This window comes from Methylotuvimicrobium buryatense (genome assembly GCF_005931095.1).
Lineage (GTDB): Bacteria > Pseudomonadota > Gammaproteobacteria > Methylococcales > Methylomonadaceae > Methylotuvimicrobium > Methylotuvimicrobium buryatense.
Genome location: NZ_CP035467.1, coordinates 3,082,723 through 3,105,902 on the forward strand (window position 1 = coordinate 3,082,723; position 23,180 = coordinate 3,105,902).

At 48.5% G+C, this 23,180-nt stretch carries 18 protein-coding genes; 14 read left to right on the forward strand and 4 right to left on the reverse strand.

Features of this window, described 5'->3' with window-relative positions:
* Positions 1–23: 23 nt before the first annotated feature.
* Positions 24–608 (reverse strand): PilZ domain-containing protein, encoded by a 585-nt coding sequence (locus EQU24_RS13825; protein ID WP_017838934.1) that lies wholly within the window; start codon positions 606–608, stop codon positions 24–26.
* A gap of 1,339 nt (positions 609–1,947) precedes the next feature.
* On the opposite strand from EQU24_RS13825, the gene EQU24_RS13835 reads away from it, so the two are divergent.
* From EQU24_RS13835 to EQU24_RS13870, 7 genes are all read left to right on the forward strand, one after another.
* Complete coding sequence (locus EQU24_RS13835) at positions 1,948–3,366, forward strand: ATP-binding protein (protein WP_017838933.1); 1,419 nt, start codon at positions 1,948–1,950, stop codon at positions 3,364–3,366.
* Positions 3,344–3,892 carry a response regulator transcription factor gene (locus EQU24_RS13840; protein ID WP_017838932.1) on the forward strand — a complete coding sequence of 183 codons (549 nt, stop codon included), beginning with the start codon at positions 3,344–3,346 and terminating at the stop codon, positions 3,890–3,892. Before EQU24_RS13835 ends, EQU24_RS13840 begins: the two co-directional genes overlap by 23 nt.
* A 601-nt stretch (positions 3,893–4,493) precedes the next feature.
* Positions 4,494–5,723 (forward strand): nucleoside recognition domain-containing protein, encoded by a 1,230-nt coding sequence (locus EQU24_RS13845; protein ID WP_017838930.1) that lies wholly within the window; start codon positions 4,494–4,496, stop codon positions 5,721–5,723.
* The gene (gene mtaB / locus EQU24_RS13850) at positions 5,723–7,009 is read left to right on the forward strand and encodes a tRNA (N(6)-L-threonylcarbamoyladenosine(37)-C(2))-methylthiotransferase MtaB (protein WP_017838929.1); all 1,287 of its coding nucleotides are present in this window, start codon (positions 5,723–5,725) and stop codon (positions 7,007–7,009) included. Before EQU24_RS13845 ends, mtaB begins: the two co-directional genes overlap by 1 nt.
* Positions 7,010–7,597: 588 nt before the next feature.
* A complete protein-coding gene (locus EQU24_RS13860) occupies positions 7,598–7,867 on the forward strand; it encodes a hypothetical protein (protein ID WP_017838928.1) in 270 nt (89 codons plus the stop codon).
* A gap of 243 nt (positions 7,868–8,110) precedes the next feature.
* Positions 8,111–8,686 carry a hypothetical protein gene (locus EQU24_RS13865; RefSeq protein ID WP_014148209.1) on the forward strand — a complete coding sequence of 192 codons (576 nt, stop codon included), beginning with the start codon at positions 8,111–8,113 and terminating at the stop codon, positions 8,684–8,686.
* Between the two features lies 1 nt (position 8,687).
* Positions 8,688–10,010 (forward strand): erythromycin esterase family protein, encoded by a 1,323-nt coding sequence (locus EQU24_RS13870; protein ID WP_138767180.1) that lies wholly within the window; start codon positions 8,688–8,690, stop codon positions 10,008–10,010.
* Between the two features lie 566 nt (positions 10,011–10,576).
* Here EQU24_RS13870 and EQU24_RS13875 read toward each other — a convergent pair.
* Positions 10,577–11,572: an alpha/beta hydrolase gene (locus EQU24_RS13875; protein WP_017838926.1), complete on the reverse strand. Its 996-nt coding sequence runs from the start codon at positions 11,570–11,572 to the stop codon at positions 10,577–10,579.
* 130 nt (positions 11,573–11,702) lie between these two features.
* Here EQU24_RS13875 and putA point away from each other — a divergent pair, with 130 nt between their 5' ends.
* The 5 genes from putA (at position 11,703) to grxC (ending at position 17,169) form a co-directional block, all read left to right on the forward strand.
* On the forward strand, positions 11,703–14,813 hold the full coding sequence (putA, locus tag EQU24_RS13880) for a bifunctional proline dehydrogenase/L-glutamate gamma-semialdehyde dehydrogenase PutA (RefSeq protein ID WP_017838925.1): 3,111 nt from the start codon (positions 11,703–11,705) through the stop codon (positions 14,811–14,813).
* A gap of 267 nt (positions 14,814–15,080) precedes the next feature.
* Positions 15,081–15,278, forward strand: a complete 198-nt coding sequence (locus EQU24_RS13885; protein WP_014148205.1) for a (2Fe-2S)-binding protein — start codon at positions 15,081–15,083, stop codon at positions 15,276–15,278.
* Positions 15,279–15,633: 355 nt separating this feature from the next.
* Positions 15,634–16,098: a bacterioferritin gene (gene bfr / locus EQU24_RS13890; protein ID WP_017838923.1), complete on the forward strand. Its 465-nt coding sequence runs from the start codon at positions 15,634–15,636 to the stop codon at positions 16,096–16,098.
* 129 nt (positions 16,099–16,227) lie between these two features.
* Entirely contained in the window at positions 16,228–16,878 is a 651-nt protein-coding gene (locus EQU24_RS13895) for a class II aldolase/adducin family protein (protein WP_017838922.1), read from the forward strand.
* Positions 16,879–16,911: 33 nt separating this feature from the next.
* The gene (grxC, locus tag EQU24_RS13900; RefSeq protein ID WP_017838921.1) at positions 16,912–17,169 is read left to right on the forward strand and encodes a glutaredoxin 3; all 258 of its coding nucleotides are present in this window, start codon (positions 16,912–16,914) and stop codon (positions 17,167–17,169) included.
* A gap of 69 nt (positions 17,170–17,238) precedes the next feature.
* Here grxC and EQU24_RS13905 read toward each other — a convergent pair whose 3' ends face one another.
* Positions 17,239–18,756: a sodium-dependent transporter gene (locus tag EQU24_RS13905; protein ID WP_014148201.1), complete on the reverse strand. Its 1,518-nt coding sequence runs from the start codon at positions 18,754–18,756 to the stop codon at positions 17,239–17,241.
* A gap of 427 nt (positions 18,757–19,183) precedes the next feature.
* On the opposite strand from EQU24_RS13905, the gene EQU24_RS13910 reads away from it, so the two are divergent.
* Positions 19,184–19,603 (forward strand): hypothetical protein, encoded by a 420-nt coding sequence (locus EQU24_RS13910; RefSeq protein ID WP_014148200.1) that lies wholly within the window; start codon positions 19,184–19,186, stop codon positions 19,601–19,603.
* A gap of 72 nt (positions 19,604–19,675) precedes the next feature.
* Positions 19,676–20,734, forward strand: a complete 1,059-nt coding sequence (locus EQU24_RS13915; RefSeq protein WP_017838920.1) for a PA0069 family radical SAM protein — start codon at positions 19,676–19,678, stop codon at positions 20,732–20,734.
* Between the two features lies 1 nt (position 20,735).
* Here EQU24_RS13915 and EQU24_RS13920 read toward each other — a convergent pair whose 3' ends face one another.
* Positions 20,736–23,180 (reverse strand): spermine/spermidine synthase domain-containing protein, encoded by a 2,445-nt coding sequence (locus tag EQU24_RS13920; protein ID WP_017838919.1) that lies wholly within the window; start codon positions 23,178–23,180, stop codon positions 20,736–20,738.

Here is a 23,180-nt window from a genome sequence, read left to right on the forward strand (position 1 = left end):
CCCTAAATTTATTTCCGAAAATATCATTCACCGCTTAAATAACGCAAGCCTATTAAGGCACCATTTTGCTCTTGCTCGTGTTGTATCCAGCAAATCTTAGCCATCCCTTTCATTTGTAAAGGTTCAGAATATAAACTGACCACCGTATGCTGCAACAAATCTTTATCGGGATCTTTTACATAGATCATCAAGCCGTCTACCGAAATGTTTTTTCCTTCAAATTCAACCCGCTTGTTTTTAATCATCAAAAAACCGGCAAAAGACTGTTTTTTACGATAATACTGACGCTTCAACCATAAGCGGTCGGCATTGTAAATAACATGTTTGAACTCCAACCCCATCAAGACATTGCCATCCTTTTCTTTTATCCAAATAATTTCAACTTCACCGGTTAGCATTAAATCTTTAACAAAAATTTCAGCCGCACTATTTTCATTTATAAACGATTCAAAATCGCTAAAGCTAGACAACAACCTACCCGGCACGATTTCGATCAAGATCCCATTCACCGAAACATCGTGACTAATAAAGTCCAATGTTTCACCTGCTAAATGCAATTTTCCTGAGGAAGTAAGGTTTTTTCTATATTCTTTTCGTTCTCGAAACATTGGTATATAACCTTGCCAATTAAATATTTATCATTGTAACTATTCAGCGCATGTATACCCATCGTAAATCAAAATTCGGCACCGGGGTGTCCGCCAAAGGACGCTGTGAATACGTCGATGTAGGCTCTATGCCAGCGCCATGCTGGCAAAGCCTTTGTCGGACACCCTGCGCCTCCTCGGGCACTGCCGAAATTTGAAGTGCGAAAGTTATAGATAGCTTGGGGGCAGGTATTGATTTGCGCTGTTTAATTACTTATCAATAAAGATAGACCAAATATTACCGGTTGAATAAGAATTTATGCCGTATTTTACGATTCTTGAGACAGCTATACTTATCGTAGATCAAAATCGGCACAGGGGTATCCGTCAAAGGACGCCCTGAATACGTCCATGTAGGCTCTATGCCAGTTCCATGCTGGCAAAGCCCTTGTCGGACACCCCAGCGCCTCCTCAGACACTACCGAAATTTGAAGCGCGAAAGGTATACACCGCGGTCCTTGATAGGCACAACCCAAACCTTTTATTCTTAGACGGTTTTTTAATCAAAAGGGAGTAATATAAGCTTTCGACTATCTTAATTTAACGGCTATCCGATCGAATAGATTTGAAACTCCTCAATTCCCTGCATCCAAAAAAATTGTCGCTTTGGCTTCCCCTAACGTTCATGAAGGCCTGGCAATCAACCACCCCGGATGATGAAAGTTCTCGGGAGGTGAGGGTCATTACCATTAAGTTACCTGATTAGCAAGTTTCTTCAGCTAAAGCCCAAAAACCAGCATATCCCTAGCAGGACGGGGTTTGCAACCCCGTCCTAAACGTTTTGACTTTGGCCGAAGTTAGCCGAAATGTTTAGGGCAAACCGAAACGTTGGGGACGGGTTAAATAACCCGTCCCGCAGAAGTGGCTACGACTGGCCTCTGCTCGGACAATTGGCTTCAGCAAGCTGAAGCATCTTGCTAATCAGGTTAAGTTAAGTATTCTTCCACCTTGAAAAATGGGGATTGCGGGGGATTTATACTCATCGTAGATCAAAATTCGGCACCGGGGGCCCGTCAAAGGACGCCGTGAATACATCCATGTAGGCTCTATGCCAGCATCCATGCTGGCAAAGCCTTTGCCGAGCACCCTGGCGCCTCCTTAGGCACTGCCGAAATTTGAAGTACGAAAGGTATATTTAAAAACCTCTAGCCCTCTTCTTCAAAGAGGGGCTGAAAGTTTACAAAGCGTTAATTGCTCACCATGCCTTTAATTTCAAATTCAAATGTTTTCCGTCCTGGGCATTTTTTTAATTTAAACTCTATTTAGCCCCGGAAATTTAACTTAACCAATAAAGTATTTCATGTTTTCAGACTTACTACCAAAAACCGAGTTATCGACAAAACAAAATCTGAAATGGCTATTCATCTTGAGAAATCTGATGATTGCCAGTCAATCGGTGCTCATCCTAATATCCGTGCACGGACTAAACATCGTTCTGCCTCAGGAGCAGCTTTGGCTGGTCGTGCTTTCGATTGCATCGGTCAATCTCTATACTTGGATGCGCTTGAAAACCGACGATCCGGTAACCGAACTGGAAATTTTTTCTCATCTGGTCATCGACGTCTTGGGCATCGCAGCACTCCTCTATATGACGGGCGGCGCCTCCAATCCGATTATCTGGGTGTTTTTGTTGCCGTTGATCATTACTGCGATCATGCTGCCACCGTCTTATGCATGGTATATGGTGATTCTAACCACATCGACTTATACGGTATTGATCACTTACAACATCCCCTTGCCGGCCATAGAACCTCATATACCGACCACAACCCCCGAGTTGATGATGATCGAAAAAATGACTACTGCCTCGCCGCATTCGGACATGGATCATTTCGAAATGCTGCGCCAAATGCACGAAATAGGCGATAAACATTATTTCAATCTGCATATTTTCGGCATGTGGTTCGGTTTTGTATTTAGCGCCGGCTTAGTCGCTTTTTTTGTCGTGGAATTGGCAAAAACACTTAGGACTCAGGAACGATCGCTCGCCGAAGCACGTGAAAACGCCTTGCGGGATGAGCGGGTTGTCTCGCTTGGCACACTAGCGGCAAGTGCCGCTCACGACATCAGCACACCGCTGGCAACCATCGCGATCGTCGCCCATGAATTGGAAAACGAATACCCCGAGCACCGTTACCCAGATCTGCATGAAAAAGCTCAGATCATGACTCAGCAGATCAATCGTTGCAAACAAGCGTTGTCTGTCATGTCGGCCAGCGCAGGTGAAATGCGGGCGGAATCCGGTAAAATCATGCCGTTGACCGAATATATCGATGAAGTACTCAGCCAATGGCGCACGCACAGACCCGAAACCAAACTCAATTTGTTTATCAACCCTTTGGTACCGATGAATGCCGGCATCATTGCCGAACGAACATTGACTCATTCATTGATCAACATACTGAACAATGCCGCCGAAGCGACTCAAGACGATCTCGGTATCGAATTTCATGCTTCTTGGGATTTAGAGCAGGCCCACATAAAAATTCGCGACTTCGGCCCCGGCGTGCGTTCAGAAATTTTGGAACTGATCGGTAAACAACCGGTCATTAGCAATAAATCCGGCTTAGGTGTGGGGCTTTTTTTAACTTGCAGCACCATTCGCCGATTAGGCGGCAAAATAGAATTTACTAATTTAGAATCAGGTGGGGCCTGTGTGGAGATTACCCTGCCTTTAATCGCTTTGGAGGAAGCAAATGACATTACAGGAACCGGATAATCCCCGATTACTTTTAGTCGACGACGACGAAACTTTTTGCAAGGTGTTACAAGGTGCGTTGGAAAAACGTTCATTCGAAGTCCTAGTCGCTAACAACGTCGAAAACGGTATCAAGCTCGCCGAACAATTCGAGCCGGAATATGCTGTGATTGACTTACGCATCGGCCATCAGTCGGGGCTGGAATTGGTCAAGAAGCTAATGTCGCTCGACGATAACACACGGATCGTTATGTTAACCGGTTTCGCCAGTATCGCCACGGCGGTCGAAGCGATCAAGCTAGGCGCGATCCATTATTTGACGAAACCGGCCAATGCCGATGAAATCGTCGCCGCACTGAATAAAAACGAAGGCGACGCCTCGGTCAGCATCAATGAAAATCCGTTGTCGGTCAAACGATTGGAATGGGAGCATCTGCAAAAAGTGCTGATGCAACATGACGGCAATATATCGGCCGCGGCGCGCGCATTAAACATGCACCGCAGAACTTTACAACGTAAACTCGATAAGCGGCCCGTTAGAGATTAATATCGCCACTTTATTCCTAAGCCACCTCTTTCGCCAACAATTTCCAATTTGAGGATAAAAAAAGGGTGCGGGGTGCGCTTGGCGAATAAGCCGGCAGCAGGGCAGATTTTTGCTCCATGCAAAATCTGCATTCACGCCAAGCACACCCCAAACCCTTTTTGATGGCTATGTTCGCGTTAGCAGTTGAAACGGTTTTCCTTCCTACTAAATAAACCATTTAGGAACTAGTCAATGATTGCTTTCCAATACACTGAGCGTGGAAGAGGGTACGATTACTCGCTTGACAGGACGCCGTGAATACGTCCGTGTAGGCTTGACGGCGGCTTTCCCTACCGCCGACACCTGTCAATCGAGCAACCGTACCCTCCTTTCAACCATTAGCGTCATATTGAAAAAAGGAAAGTTATTCAGAGTTGTATCCTTGAGTTTCATGTTGGCTTTAAGTTCAAAAGTATCAACTATTAACGCGAACATAGCCTTTTTGATCCCCCAATTGGGAATTGCTGGTTGAACGCACCCTTCGCTTCATCGCTAGCCGGTACATGCTATACTTCGACAATTGTCATGTCCTCCGGACCTCGCGATAACTCCATCGCCGATCATGCTGAACATCATCTGGATTTTCTTTTTTTTGAGCGCCTTCATGACGGCCGTCATCAAACTGATCGTTTTGGGCGACCATCAGGTTTTCGAGCGCATCATGTCTTCGATGTTCGCGCTTTCTAAAACAGCTTTTGAAATATCGTTAGGTTTGACCGGCGTTTTGAGCTTATGGCTCGGTATCATGCGCATCGGCGAACGTAGCGGCTTCATACTTCTCTTAACGCGCGGCTTGACGCCGCTTTTCACGCGCCTGATGCCCGAAGTTCCGAAAAACCATCCGGCTTTGGGCGCAATGGTCATGAATATCGCCGCGAACATGCTCGGTCTCGACAATGCCGCTACACCGCTCGGCATCAAGGCAATGAAGGAACTGCAGACCTTGAATCCTAACCCGAATAGCGCGAGTAACGCACAAATTTTGTTCCTAGTCATTAACACTTCGGCGGTCACTTTGTTTCCGGTGACGATTTTCACGTACCGAGCGCAATTGGGTGCCGCTAATCCGACCGATGTCTTCATTCCTATACTGATTGCCACTTATTTTTCAACCGTGGCAGGCTTGATTGCTGTCGCGGCGGCTCAGAAAATCAACTTGTTCGATCGAGTCGTTGCATTATATCTGGGCGGTTTCAGTTTAATGATTGCTATCGTGGTCGGATATTTTTACCGGCTACCTAAGGAACAAATGCTCGAACAGTCCGCACTTATCAGCAACATCATTCTGTTCACGTTGGTCGTTGTGTTTATCAGCGGCGCCGTTTATCGACGCATCGACGCTTATGAAGCCTTCATCGAAGGCGCGAAGGAAGGCTTTCAGACCGCAATCGGCATTATTCCATACCTGGTCGCGATGCTGGTCGGCATTGGCGTGTTTCGCGCGAGCGGCGCGTTGGATTTGGTGGCTGAAGGGGTTAGAGCACTGGTCAAAATGCTGTCTTGGGACGACCGTTTCATCGACGCATTGCCGACCGCGTTGATCAAACCGTTCAGCGGCAGCGGCGCGCGGGCGATGATGATCGATACGATGCAAACGCTCGGCGCCGACTCATTCGCGGGGCGTCTGGCTTCTATCGTACAGGGCAGCACCGAAACGACCTTTTATGTTTTAGCCGTATATTTCGGCGCGGTCGGCATCAAAAATATTCGCCATGCGGCTGCTTGTGGGATAATAGCCGACTTTTTCGGCATCTTAGCTGCCATACTCATTACCTATTGGTTTTTTGGATAATGTACGTACATCTTAAAACATTGGGCTGCCGTCTCAATGAAGCCGAGCTCGAAACTTGGGCCCAGGCCTTTCAACAAAAAGGCCATCAAATCACGCGCCAGGCCGAGAACGCGAATCTGATCGTGATCAATTCATGCGCGGTCACGCAAGATGCGGCACGTAAATCGCGTCAATTAATTCGGCGCATACACAGGGCCAATCCGGCTGCCAAACTGGTCGTCAGCGGCTGTTACGCCACACTCAACCGCGAAGAAGCCGAGCAGTTGATGGGCGTCGATCTCGTCATCGGAAATCAAGACAAAGAAAGTCTGGTCGCCAAAACCCTGACCGAACTGAACATGGACAGCATGCCGGCCATGTCGACCGAACCCGGCGAAGTCTCATTATTCAGCCGCGGCCGTCAACGTGCGTTTATCAAAGTGCAAGACGGCTGCCGTTACCGTTGCACGTTTTGTATCGTGACGGTTGCTCGTGGCGAGGAAAAAAGCCGACCGATACGAGAAATCGTCGACGAAATCAATACGCTTTATAGTCAAGGCATCAATGAAGCCGTCATCACCGGCGTGCATCTCGGCGGTTACGGCTCCGATTCCGATCAAAGTCTGTCCGACTTGATCAAAGCGATTCTTAGCGATACCGAAATTCCGAGACTTAGGCTGGGTTCTCTGGAGCCTTGGGAGTTGCCGAACGATTTTGTCGAGCTTTTCGATAATCCTCGCCTGATGCCGCATCTGCATCTGCCGTTGCAAAGCGGTTCGGATTCGGTGCTGCGACGCATGGCCAGACGCTGCAAAACCGAAGAGTTCAATGAAATCGTGACCGGCTTGAGAACCGCGGTTCCGCACTTCAACATCACGACCGACATCATCGTCGGTTTCCCGGGCGAAACCGAGCAAGAATGGCATGAAAGCTTCGATTTCATCGAAAACACCGGTTTCGGGCATATTCATATTTTCGCCTATTCGCGACGCGAAGGTACGAAAGCCTCTACGCTACCGAATCAAATCCCGGAAGCGGTCAAGAAACAACGCAGTCGAGAGCTACATGAATTGACCGAAACAATGAAGCGGCAATTTCAATCGGAAAACATCGGGCGAACAACGCCGGTGCTCTGGGAAAGCCAAACCGAGCCCCTCGACAACGGTAAACATCGGATTTTCGGTTATACGCCGAATTATCTGCGCGTCGGCTGTGAGGTCGACGAACCAGAAGCGATAGAAAACCGAATTATCGATGCCAAGCTAATGGCGACCGATAACAATCATTTAGTTGCGACACTGGTTTAGGAAATTTCTTCAGCGTTAAACCTAACGTTCATGAAAGCCCGGCAATCACCCCGGCAAATGAAAGTACGAGACGTGGGGAGGGCGCGGTCACTCGCCCGACAGGACGCCGTGAATACGTCCATGTAGGCTCGATGGCGGCTATCCTGCCGCCAACGCCTGTCGATCGAGCAACCGCACCCTCTCCGGAACCGGCATTGCCAGAACAGAGATTTGTATATCGAAAAATTAGATAATGAATCCAAATTTACGAACTTTCACAGTAAAAAAGCATTTATACCCTTTGCTGGTCAAATTTCGGCGCCGGGGTGTCCGTCAAAGGACGCCGTGAATACGTCCATGTAGGCTCTGTGACAGCATCCCTGCTGTCAAAGCCTTTGCCGAACACCCCGGCACCTCCACGCGTCAATGCCGAAATTTGAAGTGCGATGGGTATATACCTTTCGCACCTTCTGGAAACAGCCCGTTTCTTCGACCGGATAGGAGTCAACAATACTTGAAACCCGATTCGACTTTATTCCATTCAGTCAATTGCTTTAGTCGTTCCGGTTGTTTATCTTAATCGACAACGAATCACTGGGAGCGGCAGCGATGATTAATACGAAAGACGACCCGATAAAAAAATTTTTGGAAAACACCCATGTCTTGACTGATTTTTGCAGCCAAAACGGGTGGATTATAAACGAATCGATACAGTATGAGGTTTTGGACCGGCAACCCGGCGAATTGTTGATTTATGTCACATTCCTTGAAAGCATCATGGAAGGTTCAGGATGCCAATGCGATCAAAAATCTTGCTATGGCCGTTTAAAACTGATATTGAACAACAAAGGCGAAATCGTCTCGGCTTGCACTGTTTAAAAAAATCGGCTACTCACTTAACGCGGGACAGTTTAAAGTTAATCCGTTTGTGGTGAGCCCTTCGGCTGCGCTCAGGAGAGCCCTGTCGAACCATAGGCGGATTAACCATCCACCCTACGACAAGCTCAGGGCGAACGGTTAATCCTTAGTACTTTTATCCCGTTTTAAGTGGGAAGCCAAAAAACATACGCTTTTCTAATTTTTTCACCCAACGCTTGATTACTTTTGCACACCGGCTTTTCTATGGCAAAACTTATAAAGAAAATCAGCAATTTATTCTTAGGCTTTTGGGTTTTTATTTATATTCTACTGGAAGAGCTGATCTGGGATACGATTGCTATTCCGGTTTTTAGGTTTGTCCATAGCCTGAAGGTTTTGCAACGAATAGAATCCTCGGTTGTCGACTTGAATCGCTACGCGCTTCTGTGCGTTTTTCTGTTTTTATTCATTCAGGTCGAGCTACTCGGCTTTATCGCAATCGGCTTGCTTGCCAAAGGTAGTCTAGCTTTTGGCATTACCCTTTATATCGGTAAAATTCCAATTGCTGCATTTACTTTCTGGCTTTTTCGCATTGCCAAAGCCAAGCTCTTAACATTTGTTTGGTTCAAGATATCCTATGAATTTTTAATGCGGATTATCGATTCAATCAAGGCAAGCGCGATGCATCAACGCATCGTTGGCCAAATCGTCAATTTGAAACAAAAATTTGAGAAACTATTACCGAAAAATTGGGTTCAAGCCCTTAAGAAATCATCGTTATTCTTATCGATAAACCGATTCCGACTTGCTTTCATTCGGCATCTCAAATCTCTTAGATAATATGAAAATCATCACGCATTTTTTGTTTTTTCCGGTCTTTTTATTGTTCTGCGTAACGCTCGCGCATGCCGAATCCGAGTCTTTGTCGGCTTATTTAGCGCCGAAAGCCATTACTCTCAAGCAAAATTCGGACCTCAACCGTTTAATCGAAACCGCCGGCGATAAAAAATTGGTCTTACTCGGCGAATCGACGCACGGTACGCATGAGTTCTACCATTGGCGCAGCGAAATTTCCAAGCGCTTGATTACCGAAAAAGGCTTTTCATTCATTGCCGTCGAAGGCGATTGGCCTTCGCTCTATCGACTCAACGACTATGTCAAAGGCCGATCCAAGCCGGGCACGACGGCTGTCGATGTGCTCAAAACCTTCGCCCGCTGGCCGCAATGGATGTGGGCGAACCGGGACATTGAGGCCTTGGCCGAATGGCTTCGCGAATTCAACAAAACCCGTCCGGAATCGGATAAAATCGGCTTGTTCGGCATGGATGTCTACGGGCAATGGGAAGCGATAGACGACCTACTAGCACTAACCGGCGCGTATTTTCCCGAGCAGCTTCCCGAAATCGAACGCCGGCTGAACTGTTTCAAGGAGTACGACCGTGATGAATGGATGTACGCGAGAGCCACGGCGCGAGGCGGTTTTTCATGCGAAAAAGAGTTGGCAGAAGTCCTTAAAATCATTCAAGATCTAAAGCCCGAAGCCGCTGATAACGACCCTAAAATCCGTTTTCGAGCCAGGCAAAAAGCCCTGGTCATCAAGAATGCCGAGGATTTTTTCCGCTTGGCGATCCGCGAAGGACCCGATGCCTGGAATAGCCGTGCCAAACACATGTGGGTATCGGTCGAGGGCTTGCTCGAACGTCATGGTCCCGAAGCAAAAGGCATCGTTTGGGCGCACAACACGCATGTCGGCGATGCCAGCAAAACCACGATGATTCTGCGAGAAACCTTGAATATCGGTCAATTGAGCCGGCAATCGCTCGGCGCGGAGCAGGTATATATCGTGGGTTTCGGAACCGATAAAGGCAAGGTAAATGCCGGGGCTAATTGGGGCGCGCCGATGTCGATCATGACCATACCCAAAGCGCAGCCAGGCAGCATCGAGGAAGTCTTGGCAAGGCTCGAACCGGAAGCGTTTTATTTGATGTTCGGCGACGAAGAACGGCGCCACGAAGCGCTCGGTCAACTGATTGGAAACCGTGCGATCGGGGTGATTTACGATCCAAGACGGGACTACGGCCAGTATGTCGGATCGCGCGTCGCGCGGCGTTACGACAGTTTTGTTTTCATCAAAAACACTCGGGAATTGACGCCGGTTCGATAGTTCCCCGGGCGTATAAACCTAAATTCGGCAGTTTAACCATGAAGTTCATGAAGTCTTTTAACGGCCTACTCTAAAATTTTAACAACCTTTTACTGCGAAAGCTCACAGATTCGGACTCCTTTTCTAATTTTTCGATATACGAAGCTCAGCAGAGAAAATGCCGGCTCCGAAGAGAGTGTGGTTGCTCGACCGACAGGCGTCGGCGGCAGGGAGCCGCCGTCGAACCTACATGGACGTATTCACGGCGCCCTGTCGGGCGAGTGACCGCACTCTCACCCACCCCTCGTACTTTCATTTGCAGGGCTACTGCCCATTGCCATTAAGTTAAGCCGTTCATGGTGAGCCTGTCGAACCATGGACGACTTAACTTATCGACCCAGGATTTTTCCATTCACCCTTCGACAGACTCAGGGCGAACGGAAAAATCCTTAACTTAATGGCAGTGAGAGCTACTGCCAGTCCTTCATAAGCATTTGGAGAGCAAAAATAATTTGCGTAGGCAAAATAAATCATTGATTTACCGTTTTTTTCTTCATGATCTTCATGGCAAAATACTTTTTCTAGGTTTATCTTTTCGCCAACATTCGCCAATCGCGCTGATCGGCTCCTGATGGCAAAGGCTTGTGCGATGCCTTGACCCATGCAGCGATATCCCGCCAAATCACTTTAGCTTGCAAATCGCGCAACAGCATGTGATAGCCGTTCTCGTAGAAAGCAACGGTTCTATCGGCGCCTTCGGTGTCGAGAAAATCCCGCAAAAAACGCAGCGTCGGCTGCTTTGGTATGACTTCGTCCTTTTCACCATACAGCATCAAAGTATCGACATGAATATTCTGAGCATTATTGAATGCCGAATCCATCAGATCGGTTAACCCATGAATCGTTTCGACGCGAGTTTCCTTAATCACCAGCGGATCTTTACCCAACTCCCGAAGCATTTCAATATTATCCGAGGCTTGTATTTTCAAACCCCGCCCGGTCAACGTCATCCAGGGCATCGTGTGGGACATAAACCACAACAAACTGCGTTGATACCACGGCATCGTTTCGCGAGACCAAACGGCAGGCGCCGATAAAATTAAACCACTAACCGGCGTCGCCTTCTCGCGGGACATAGCCGCGATGATGACGGCTCCTCCCATGCTTTCGCCCAAAAGATAAACCGGCAGCCCCGGATGCTTGCTTTTTATCAGTCTGACAAACAAATCCAGATCCTCAGTATACGCATCGATACCGCTCCACAAGCCCCGACGCGGGCTTTGACCGAAACCGCGTTGATCGTAGGCATAACTGGCGATTCCTTTTTGTTTTAGAAATGCCCCAGGCTCCTCGAAAAAGCGGCTGTAATCGTTGAAACCGTGTAAAGCGATCAATACAGCCTTCGTTTGGCCCGGTTCCGGCAGCCATTTTCTGACCGGCAACCAGGAGCCGTCCGGTGTGATATAGCGATCTTCCAGCAATAGCGCTTCTATGACGGGTTGACCTGGCTTATAAACGGCCGGCGCGCACCCGACGAGCCAACTTAAAAGCACAACAAACAAAATTCTCGAAAATCTAATCATCAATACAACAGTTATTTGTGGACAAACATTTTTTGGAGTATAAAAAATACCAAGGATTCAACTTAATATGTTATCGGCAGATCTTTTTCTTAAAATAGTTAATTCGTTCGCACAATAACGTAAACTTTCTATGGTTAGTCTTTCTTTATCAACCTTGCGCAAAGCTATCGATCAAGCCTACTTGAACGATGAAACTGCTAGCGTAATCGAATTAATGGTTGGCTTGACCGATTATAATCCCGCCGAAGCCGAAGCGCTGGCTCGTATACTGGTTGAACAGATCCGGGCCGATAAAGACAAGCAATCCGTTGTCGATGCCTTTATGCATGAATACCGGCTCAATAGCGAAGAAGGCGTGGTATTGATGAGCATTGCCGAAGCCCTATTACGCATACCGGATAGCGCGACACAAGACCGTTTTCTCGCCGATAAATTATCTTCGGCCGATTGGCAAACGCATCTCCATCATAGCGACTCGATGCTGGTTAACTTATCGACCGGCGCTTTACTAGTGACCGGTTTATTCGAACGCTATATCAAGGCTGACGAGGCACAAGTATTCGAGTATTTGCTCGGGCGTTTAGGTCAACCTGTCATCCGTCTGGCGTTGCAAAAAGCAATGCATTTTTTAGGCTCGCAATTCGTCATGGCTGAAACGATTTTCGAGGCGCTGCATGCCAGCCAAAAGTATCCCGAATACCGTTATTCCTTCGATATGCTCGGCGAAGCGGCGGTCACCGTCTCGGACGCGGAGCGTTATTTCTCGGCCTATCTCGATGCGATCCGGCAACTGTCTCAAGAATCCGACGGTGAATCGTTGTTCGAAAAACCGGGCGTTTCGGTCAAACTATCGGCACTTTGTCCCCGCTATGAAGCGTTGCAACACCAACGGGCTACCCCGGAATTGACTGCAAAACTACTCACGTTGGCTCAATACGCGCGGCAAGGCGGATTAACATTGACGATCGATGCCGAAGAATCGGAACGCTTGAGTCTATCGCTGACGATTTTCGAGGCGGTCTTCACTCATCCGAGTTTAAAAGGATGGCCTGGACTAGGCCTTGCGGTACAAGCCTATCAAAAACGGGCTCCGCATGTCATCGCTTGGCTTTCGGCTCTGGCCAAAACAGAGCATAAGAAGATTCCGGTCCGATTAGTCAAAGGCGCGTACTGGGACACAGAAATTAAACGCGCTCAGGAATTAGGACTCTCCGCTTATCCTGTGTTCACGCGAAAATCGGCGACCGACATTTCTTATCTGGCTTGCGCAACGCGATTATTGATAGAACCCGACATATTTTATCCACAATTCGCGACACATAATGCCCATACCGTCGCCGCGATCAGGCAAATGGCTGGCAATCGTAAAGATTACGAATTTCAGCGCCTGCACGGCATGGGCGAAGCGCTTTATCAAAATTTGGCGACGCACCCGAATTGGTCTATTCCGTGCCGGATTTATGCGCCGATCGGCCATTATCAAGAACTATTGCCTTATCTGGTTAGGCGTTTGCTGGAAAACGGCGCGAATACCTCTTTCGTCAATCAAATCGAAAACCCCGATATCGACATTGAACGCATCGTGCAAAATCCAGTCACTTTCTGGCTTGGACTCAATGATTTCGAGAAAACCAGCGTACCGCTGCCGGTCGATCTATTCGGTAAGGAAAGGCGCAATTCGGAAGGCTTCAATCTGGCCGATACCGAACAGTTGTACTCGTTGCAAAAAAGTCTCGACGAATTATCCGGCCTCTCTCATCATGCCGGCCCGTTGATTAACGGAAAATGTCTGTCGGGTAGCGAACGGGTTATCGTAAATCCCGCCAATCATTCGCATAAAGTCGGTACCGTTGCATTTTGCGGTGCCGATACCGTTGCCGACGCTCTCGACACAGCTTCAGAGGCTTTTGATGCATGGCGTTCGACTAACGTGCAAAAACGAGCGCGCTATCTTAACAATGCTGCCGATTTGTTGGAGTATAACCGTACCGAACTGGTCTCTTTATGCGTCAGCGAAGGCAGCAGAACAATCAAAGACGCTTTGGCCGACGTCAGAGAAGCGGTCGATTTTTGCCGCTACTATGCCGCACGCACCCTTGAGTTGTTCGACCGACCGATGGCTTTACCCGGGCCATGCGGCGAGGATAATTTTTTGGCTTATTACGGCCGCGGCGTATTTTTATGCATCAGCCCGTGGAATTTTCCGATTGCCATTTTTACCGGCCAAATCGCAGCGGCGCTAGCGGCCGGCAATACGGTCGTGGCTAAACCGGCCGAAGCGACTTCGCTCACCGCGGCAGCATGCGTCAAACTTCTGCATCAAGCCGGCATTCCGGGCCCGGTATTGAATTTCGTGCCGGGCATCGGTTCTGAAATAGGGCCCCTGTTACTTCGGGATCCGCGTATTGCCGGCGTCGCGTTTACCGGTTCTACCGAAACGGCGCGTTCGATCAATCGACAGCTCGCCGAACACGCCGATATCGTGCCGTTGATCGCCGAGACCGGCGGTCAAAATGCGATGATCGCCGACACGTCGGCACATAAGGAACAACTGGTACTGGATGCGGTGCAATCCGCTTTCAACAGCGCCGGCCAGCGATGCTCGGCCTTGCGTGTATTATTCTTGCCCCACGAAACCGCCGATAAAGTCATCGAACTTCTGATCGGCGCGATGCAGCAGTTGACGATCGGCGATCCGGGCCATTATGCAACCGATATCGGCCCGGTCATCGACCGAAAGGCCTTAGACAAATTAAATACGCATGTTGAAGCCATGCGTCAACATGCCGGCATTTTATTTCAATCGCCGTTACCGCACGAATTGCCGGATGGGACTTATTTTCCCCCAACATTGATCGAAATCGACTCGCTTGCGCAACTGACCGAAGAAGTGTTCGGCCCGATACTGCACATCGTCCGCTATTCTAGCAATACCCTTGAGCAAGTAATCGACGACATCAATGCCACCGGTTACGGCTTGACGCTGGGCATTCACAGCCGAATCAACGCAACGGCACGCAAGATTCAACAACAAGCCAAAGTCGGTAATCTCTATATCAACCGCAACATGATCGGCGCGACGGTAGGCGTACAACCCTTCGGAGGCATGGGCCTGTCCGGAACCGGCCCGAAAGCCGGCGGACCCGATTATCTAAAACGCTTTTCAGTCGAACAAACCGTCACAATCAATACCGCCGCAATCGGCGGCAATGCCAGTCTACTGAACCAAGACTTACGCTAAACACCAAATAGCCACCTTACACCTTACACCTTTCCTCTTTCCTCTTTCCTCTTTCCTCTTTCCTCTTTCCTCTTTCCTCTTTCACCTTTAACCTTTAACCTTTAACCTTTAACCTTTAACCTTTAACCTTTAACCTTTAACCTTTAACCTTTAACCTTTCCCCTAACCTTCGATTTGCGATCAATTACTCAAATCCAAAAAAACCGCTTTACATTCTAATGAGAATTGTTATTATTTACATAACCAACATTTATTGGAGCATGACTTATGTATGTTTGTGTCTGTAAGGCGGTTACCGATAAGCAAATCAAATCCGCTATTGAAAACGGCCACTGTTCACGCAAACACCTGAATCAGTGTCTAGGCGTCGGCAGTGTATGCGGCAAATGCAGCCGCCACGTCAAACAAATTCTCGACGAAAGCCATGCCGAACAACAGTTGATGCCGCAAGCTGCTTTCGCCTGATCGATTACTTGCTGTTACCGGGCAAACCGATGCTTGACCTCCATCGGTTTGCCCGTTTTTTGCTTTCATCGTTCCCAGGCTCTGCGCCAGTGCCATTAAGTTAAGGGTAACCGTCATTCCGCCATGGACTGGCGGAATCCAGTGCCATGGATGGCAAGCTTTTAAGGTACATTAGAGCCTAAATGCAAGAATTACTTATTTTTATGACAGCTTAACTTAATGGCAGTGATGCAGAGTAAGGGAACCATTCAGGGAAGTCATTTTATGCTTGCCCCTTAATTTCCTTGAAGCCTTGAGCCAATCGCGCTACTCTTTTCCGAACATCAACCATCTCATTATCATTATCGGAGCCGCCATGAAAGGAGACACAAAAGTCATCGAATACCTCAACCAAGTTTTGGAAAACGAACTAACCGCAATCAATCAATATTTTTTGCATGCCAGGATGTATAAAAACTGGGGTTTTGCCAAACTCAACGAGAAGGAATATCACGAATCGATCGATGAAATGAAGCACGCCGATCTAGTGATCGAAAGAATACTGTTTCTCGAAGGCCTTCCGAATCTTCAAAACCTCGGTAAATTATTGGTCGGTGAAAACCCGGAGGAAATGCTGGCTTGCGATTTAAAACTCGAACAACAAGCGGTTCCGGTACTCAGAGAAGCGATCGCTTATTGCGAAACGGTACAAGACTTTGTCTCCAGAGAAATTTTTGAGCATATTCTCGACAGCGAGGAAGATCATATCGATTGGTTGGAAACGCAATTGGAATTGATCGGAAAAATCGGCCTGCAAAATTATTTGCAATCTCAAATGTAACGCTACCGGCGCTGTTTCGGCAGCGCCTTTGCATTCAAACGATTTCTGTTTTTTCAGTCCAGGACTCTATATTGGCTACTGAGTCGACTCTGCACCAGGCCTTCCCTAGTTAAGCCCGCCCTCATTTATATGCAAGAACAAGAAGGCGTCATTAAATTCCGCTTCGATCATCAAAACCGGCCTATCGATCAAGCGATTTCCTTAAGCTCGCTCAACGCATGGCGTTCGATCTTATTCAAGCTTGGCTTGATTGGCAAAGATCCCGCACGTTACGGTGGGCTCGGATACGGCAACATCAGCTTGAAGCCTGACCTCAATAGCAATAAGTTTATTATCAGCGGAACGCAAACCGGTCACATCGAAGAATTGAGCCGCGAGCATTACTGCGAAGTGTCGAATATCGATATCGAGCGCTATTTTCTACAATCTAAAGGTTTGACCAAGCCGTCTTCGGAAGCGATTACTCATGCCTGCGTTTATAGTCAAGACGTCTCGATTCGTTCGGTCATTCATATTCATAGCCCCGAAATTTGGCAAAAAACCGCCGAACTCGCCCTCCCCCATACGCCGGCCGATGCCGCTTACGGAACTCCGCAAATGGCTCGAGCCGTTGCCGAGCTCTTTCAATCCGGACGACTCGACGATAGGCCGGTATTCAGTATGCTCGGCCACCAAGACGGCATCGTCGCCTTCGGCGATTCGATCGAACACGCGGCATGGCTGTTGATAAAAGCGCTGGGCGATGCATTACGCATTGAAGACATGATCGATAAACAGTAGAATATCTAGGCTATATTAGAAACTATTAATATTATGTCGAATATCATTATTTATACCTCTACTTTCTGCCCTTACTGCACAATGGCCAAGCGCCTGCTCGATAAAAAGGGCGCTGTTTACAGTGAAATCAATGTCGATGCCGAACCCGGCTTGCGACAGGAAATGGTGCTTAAAACCAAGCGCAGAACGGTGCCGCAAATCTATATCGGCGATTTCCATGTCGGCGGTTTCGACGATTTGTATGCGCTGGAGCAACAAAGCCGATTGGACTCGTTGCTGGCGGCCTCATAAACAAGTACCAGCCAAAAATTTCACTTTTCATCGATTTGAGCGGCAATAGCTTCGATGACCAAGGCGTGGCTATGAAACATCTATTTTGCTCTTGACCGATCGCCCCGGTTTACTTGGGCGATCGCTTCGCCAAGGTCTGCCTGCAACGATAAAGGCCGCAATCAAAGTCAGAATCAACCAATCCCTTCCGATCAGAATTAAGGCCGCCCAACTGTAACCGCCGTAGGGCCTTTGCAGTTCGTTGTAAATGTCGCCGAAAAAGATGATGCCGAGCATCAACGGAACGAATACTTTGATTAACAATATCCAGCCCATTCCTAATTTCAAACTGGATATCCGGTTGATATGCTGACGCAGCTTGAACAAATCGAACGCCCAACCGATCACGATGCATTCCAAAATACCTACTGTCACCAATCCGTAATGCGTGATAAATCGGTCGACGATATCCAGCCAAAGTAAACCGCTTTGCGTCGTGAAGACGATGCCGCCGAGACAACCGAATACGCTAACGAAGGTCACCAGCAACTTACGATCGAAGTTGAATTTATCGATCACCGCCGAAACGAAAGCCTCGACGATCGATACCGCCGATGATAATCCGGCGACTGTCAAACTCAAGAAAAATAACGCACCGAACAGATTACCGCCCGGCATTAGACCGATGGCTTTCGGATAAGCGACAAACGCCAAACCGATGCTTTGCGTCACAACATCGGCAATTTCCTTGCCTTCACTTTGCGCCATGAAGCCTAACACAGCGAACACGCCGAAACCGGTCAGCAACGAATACGCGCTATTGATCAATGCAATCAAAACCGCATTTCGAGTGATGTCGGTTTTGTCCGGCAAATAACTGGCATAAGCGATCATGATTCCGAAACCGAGGCTCAGCGTGAAAAAAATCTGGCTGTAGGCATCGATCCAGACTTGCGGATCGTTGAGCTTGGCAAAATCCGGCGTGATATACACTTGAATGCCGTGCCACGCCCCATCCAATTGAAGAGACCAAGCCACTAAGACAACGGTCAGTAACAACAAAACAGGCATCATGATTTTATTGGCCAGTTCGATGCCTTTTTGGATACCGCGATAGACCACTAACCAAATCGCGAGCCATGTAAGGATAAGACCGAATAAGATAGGCGTTCGAATTTCGCCTAATCGAAAAGGACTATCGCTTACTCGTAAAAAATGCTTGAAAAAATAGGCGTTAGGATCGTCTCCCCAAGCCAGATTAAACGACAGTGCGAAGTAATTCAAACACCACGAGATAATCGCCGAATAGTATAATTCGATGCCGAACATGACGAAAATCACCGACCACCAACCGAGCCATTCCCAGCGTGGGCTTATTTTATGATAAGCCAGCGGCGCGGAACCGACGCGTTCATGACCGATGCCGTTTTCCAGTATCAACAGCGGAATGCCGGCCGTTAGTAACGCCGTCAAATAAGGAATCAGGAAAGCCCCGCCACCGTGCTGGTAAGCCAGATAACTAAACCGCCAGATATTACCCAATCCGATCGCCGAGCCGACCGCAGCCATCAAAAAACCAAGCTGCGAGTTCCACCTTTCACGCGCCATGATTGCCTCCTATACCCCGTAGATCAAAATTCGGCACCGGGGTGTCCGTCAAAGGACGCCGTGAATACATTCCTGTAGGCTCTATGCCAGCTCCATCCTGGCAAAGCCTTTGTCGCCCACCCCGGTGCCTCCTCAAGCACTGCCGAAATTTGAAGTGCGAAAGGTATAAATTAACGATCGAATCACTCTCTCGATTACGAGTTTAGCATTTTTAATCCCCCGACTAACGATGCGCGTAAATGATTAAACCGGACAGTTCTTAACACGGGCATTATTATCGCTAGCGATTCGCGGACTTTTATGTCAGGATTTATCAGCGTTCCATTTAAACTTGGCGCATTTTAGAATTGGCTATGCTTTGTTCGAGGAATGTTTCCAGTTTTGAATGTGAACACCAAAAATAATCACAAAACCGAGGAAAATCCCGATGAAAAAAATAATCAGTTTAGCTTCAATCATTGCATTATCCGCATTAACCCAAGTATCCGTTGCAGCGGAAGACACTCCTGCAAAACCGAAACATGAAATGAAAATGGATCATGACATGGGCGGCAAAGGGAAAATGGGAGATATGGGCCAAGGAAAGATGCAAGGCAAGGGTGAGGGAAAAATGGGAGGAATGGGCGGCATGGGTGACATGGGCGGTATGGATCATGAAAAAATGCGAGAGCATTTAAAAATGAAACAAGAATACCAACTGAAACTGCATGCGCTAACGAATAAAATTCTGGCCGAGAAAGACCCTGCGAAACAACAAGCGCTCAAAGACGAACAATTAAAACTAATGGAACAACATCACATGCAAATGATGAAAATGCATAAAATGATGAAAGGCCATAAAATGTAAAACCGATCTCAAGATCGTTTTCAAGTCGCGGCCGGCATGGCCGCGATTTCAAACTAAAGCCCAACTCGATTAATGATTTCCAACCCTCCGCATAAAGGCCGAGGCGCGACCGGTAACCCTAACGGCCGTTATAACCTAGAAAGCCGTGAGGCGTTTGACGACGGCTGGGATTATTTCGACGACGAAACCCCGCTACGCACCGAAGTTTCTCTGGAAAATGCACGAACGATCATCAGCCGGAACCAGTCGCCCGACATCCCCTTCGAACAATCGCTCAACCCGTATCGAGGCTGCGAACACGGCTGCATTTACTGTTTCGCACACCCGACTCATGCTTATTTAGGCTTGTCGCCTGGACTGGATTTCGAAACCAAACTCACGGCAAAACCCGAAGCCGCAGAATTACTGCGCAAAGCACTTCAAAGCCGCAAATACCGCTGTACGCCGATTGCACTAGGCGCCAACACCGACCCCTATCAACCCATCGAACGCCGATACCGTATCACCCGGGAAATACTCGAAGTACTGAGCGAATTTCGCCATCCCTGCACGATTACGACCAAATCAGCCATGGTTGAACGCGACATTGATTTATTGGCGCCGATGGCCGAAAGCAATTTAGTTCAGGTTAATCTTTCGCTCACCACATTAAAGCCCGAACTTTCCCGAACACTGGAACCTCGCGCAAGCTCGCCGCAGCGCCGACTGCAAACCATTGCACGACTGCATGAGAATAAAATACCGGTCAATGTCATGGTCGCCCCGGTGATTCCGGTACTCACCGATTCGGAACTGGAAAGCATTCTCAAAGCAGCATCCGAAACCGGTGCGCAATCCGCCGAATATATCCTGATCCGGCTACCGCTTGAAGTATCGGAATTATTCGAAGAATGGCTGAATACGCACGTTCCAAATCAAGCCAAGCATGTACTCAATCGTATTCGAGACTGCCGAAGCGGGCGCGCTAATGATCCGCGTTTCGGTACCCGGCTACGCGGAGAGGGCGTCTATGCCGATCTGATAGCGCAACGCTTTCGTATTGCTACGCGCCGGCTCGGACTCGATACCGGCATGCCGGCACTCGATTGTTCCCGTTTTAAATCCGGCCCGATTCAAATGGATTTATTCTGAATCAACGAACTCTGTTCTCAGCGGCAGGAAAACTGAAGGCTGCCAAGGCATAGAGCCACAATGCCGAAAACACCAAGACGGTAAAGCCGAATTCGGTCGCTATCAGCGCCGCCAATATCGCACTTATAACCGAAGCACAGCCGTTTACGCCCCAAGCCCAAGGAATCAATGCCGGAACGCTACGCCCAAGGCTAGCCATGCCCATCGGAAACGGCATGCCCATGAAAAATCCTAGCGGTGCGATCAAGGCTATCGAACCGAGTACCTTACTGAATTCGCTACGTTGCAATAAAAAGCCGGTAATATATTGAAATTCCAAGATATATACTGCGCTCAACAGAACTATCGCGGCAATCGGCATGGTAATCCATAACCGGTTGTTCTTGTCGGACAGTTTTTTGGAAAAACGGCTACCAATACCCGCACTCAACAGAAAAGTACTGACCACGACGGTAATGGCATACAGCGGATGGTGCAGAATTAGGATAAATTTTTGGATGAACGCAATTTCCACGAACAAAAAAGCCAAGCCGAGACATGAAAAATAAAAGAAGATACGCCAATGCAACGCCGAGCCGGCTTCGATACCCAGTTTTCGTTTCCAAAACCAAAGCGGCACGATGATCAACAAAAAGCTGACACCGACCGCCTGCACCAAACCGGCAATCAACAATAAATAGCCGCTTTCCAATAGGGACATGCCGCCTTGGCCCAGCAGCGACCAGATTTCAGGTAAGGTTCGCCATTTGAAAAAATGGAAAAAATACGGCCGATCGTCGGTGGCAGGTTTGATATTGAATTTGTAATCGGCGATAAACGCTTCGCGCTCCTCGCCTAGCAATGCCGTTGCCGCTTGATAATAATACGGCTCCTGTAAAATATTGAAGCGATTGACTTCAGACTGTGCAACGCCCGGATAATAATCGGTATCGAAGCCTCGTTCATCGCAAAATCGCCGTAAAGCGGCGAGCTCCGCTTCAGAAAACGCCCCGTTTTTGATCAGCATCGTCGCGGTTTGCCAACTGCGAATCAACACGATGTTTTGTTCAGGGTTCTCGCTGCCCAACGTTTTTAAGGCAGCACTGGCGGTCGCGAGTAATTTAAGCGTATCGCGCGGCGGCATCTTGACCCAGCGCGTCATGCTCACATAACCGCCCGGCGTCAAATGTTCCAAATAAGCCTTAAGCGCTTCCTCGGTATACAGATAGGTTTCCGCCAACGCGTAAAGTCCGGCAGACGAAGCGCCAAACGCGTCGAGCAGTGAAAGATTGATCAAGTCATAGCGATCACGCGAAGTCGCGACAAAACCGCGCGCTTCGGCGGTATGCAACCGGACCCGAGGATCGCTGTAAATATGGCCGGCGAAATCGGCATGCTTATCCTTGACTAAAGCGATCGTTTGAGGATTCAGCTCGACCGCATCGATAGCCGGTATCTTGTGATAAAGTGCCTGTAACACATCGCTGCCGGTTCCCGCCCCCAAAATCAACACTTTTTCTTGGGCTTGCAAATGATAAGGCAAGGCCGATGTGCTTTGATCCAAATACGCCAGATTATTCGAATTACCGTCATAACGCGAAATCGCCGACAAATTGTCGGCATCGGTGAAAACGCCCAACTGCTCGGGCGGCTCGGCGTCGGCATTCAGACTCAAGCCGGGCGCATGGCGTAGCGGCATTTGCGTGCTTTCGATGACGCTCAAGAGACCCAGCGGGCTGGAATAATTTTCGACGACTTCAGTTCCCGGAATTCTCAATTGTTGGCTCAAGCCTTTATAAGGCGAGATGCTTAGAGTCCAGTCCTGCAGGGTCAATACGAAAACCGCGGCCACGGTTGCCGCACCGACGGTGAACCTCACCCCGGCCCGCCAGCGCCGGAAGAACAAACTCTGCACTAGCAAGCTGGCGACAATGCTCAAACCGCCGATGGCCGGCAATATTTTTTCCGGGAATAAGACGAACAACAAGACAATGATGCTCAAGCTGCCGATGCCCGCTCCGCATAAATCGGCCGCATAAATCGACGAAACATCGCGGCGATAGCGGAAAAAAGACAAGCCAATCACATTCGCGGCGAAAAAAAACGGCAATGCCAGTAATAAATACAGACCGCTTAAATAGCCAAGCTGTTCTGGCGCCCATAACAGTTCGGCCGGGTTAAACGGAATTTGTTGCGCGATTAGAAAACAAGCAGGCGCGGCAATACCGAATAACAGCAGATTGATCGTGACGGCCAGCCCGTAGACACCGATCAAACGCTCCCGATTGAATGCCAAAAATACCCCACTCACGCCATAACCGAGCAAGGCCAAACTGATGATCAAATAGGCAAAATGATGCCATTGTATGATCGAAAACAAGCGCATCAACAGCACTTCATAGGCCAGCGAACCGGACGAAGTGGCAGCTATCGCCAATAACAAAGGAAAAGCCGGTCTTCTTGTCAT

What these genes read in the sequence shown, in the direction of transcription:
- EQU24_RS13865 (WP_014148209.1), top strand. Translation starts at nt 8,111, where the DNA reads ATGGCAAAACTTATAAAGAAAATCAGCAATTTATTCTTAGGCTTTTGG.
- EQU24_RS13825 (WP_017838934.1), bottom strand. Translation starts at nt 608, where the DNA reads ATGTTTCGAGAACGAAAAGAATATAGAAAAAACCTTACTTCCTCAGGA.
- EQU24_RS13910 (WP_014148200.1), top strand. Translation starts at nt 19,184, where the DNA reads ATGAAAAAAATAATCAGTTTAGCTTCAATCATTGCATTATCCGCATTA.
- EQU24_RS13860 (WP_017838928.1), top strand. Translation starts at nt 7,598, where the DNA reads ATGATTAATACGAAAGACGACCCGATAAAAAAATTTTTGGAAAACACC.
- bfr (WP_017838923.1), top strand. Translation starts at nt 15,634, where the DNA reads ATGAAAGGAGACACAAAAGTCATCGAATACCTCAACCAAGTTTTGGAA.
- EQU24_RS13905 (WP_014148201.1), bottom strand. Translation starts at nt 18,756, where the DNA reads ATGGCGCGTGAAAGGTGGAACTCGCAGCTTGGTTTTTTGATGGCTGCG.
- EQU24_RS13875 (WP_017838926.1), bottom strand. Translation starts at nt 11,572, where the DNA reads ATGATTAGATTTTCGAGAATTTTGTTTGTTGTGCTTTTAAGTTGGCTC.
- EQU24_RS13870 (WP_138767180.1), top strand. Translation starts at nt 8,688, where the DNA reads ATGAAAATCATCACGCATTTTTTGTTTTTTCCGGTCTTTTTATTGTTC.
- mtaB (WP_017838929.1), top strand. Translation starts at nt 5,723, where the DNA reads ATGTACGTACATCTTAAAACATTGGGCTGCCGTCTCAATGAAGCCGAG.
- EQU24_RS13885 (WP_014148205.1), top strand. Translation starts at nt 15,081, where the DNA reads ATGTATGTTTGTGTCTGTAAGGCGGTTACCGATAAGCAAATCAAATCC.
- EQU24_RS13915 (WP_017838920.1), top strand. Translation starts at nt 19,676, where the DNA reads ATGATTTCCAACCCTCCGCATAAAGGCCGAGGCGCGACCGGTAACCCT.
- grxC (WP_017838921.1), top strand. Translation starts at nt 16,912, where the DNA reads ATGTCGAATATCATTATTTATACCTCTACTTTCTGCCCTTACTGCACA.
- EQU24_RS13835 (WP_017838933.1), top strand. Translation starts at nt 1,948, where the DNA reads ATGTTTTCAGACTTACTACCAAAAACCGAGTTATCGACAAAACAAAAT.
- EQU24_RS13895 (WP_017838922.1), top strand. Translation starts at nt 16,228, where the DNA reads ATGCAAGAACAAGAAGGCGTCATTAAATTCCGCTTCGATCATCAAAAC.
- EQU24_RS13840 (WP_017838932.1), top strand. Translation starts at nt 3,344, where the DNA reads ATGACATTACAGGAACCGGATAATCCCCGATTACTTTTAGTCGACGAC.
- EQU24_RS13920 (WP_017838919.1), bottom strand. Translation starts at nt 23,180, where the DNA reads ATGACAAGAAGACCGGCTTTTCCTTTGTTATTGGCGATAGCTGCCACT.
- EQU24_RS13845 (WP_017838930.1), top strand. Translation starts at nt 4,494, where the DNA reads ATGCTGAACATCATCTGGATTTTCTTTTTTTTGAGCGCCTTCATGACG.
- putA (WP_017838925.1), top strand. Translation starts at nt 11,703, where the DNA reads ATGGTTAGTCTTTCTTTATCAACCTTGCGCAAAGCTATCGATCAAGCC.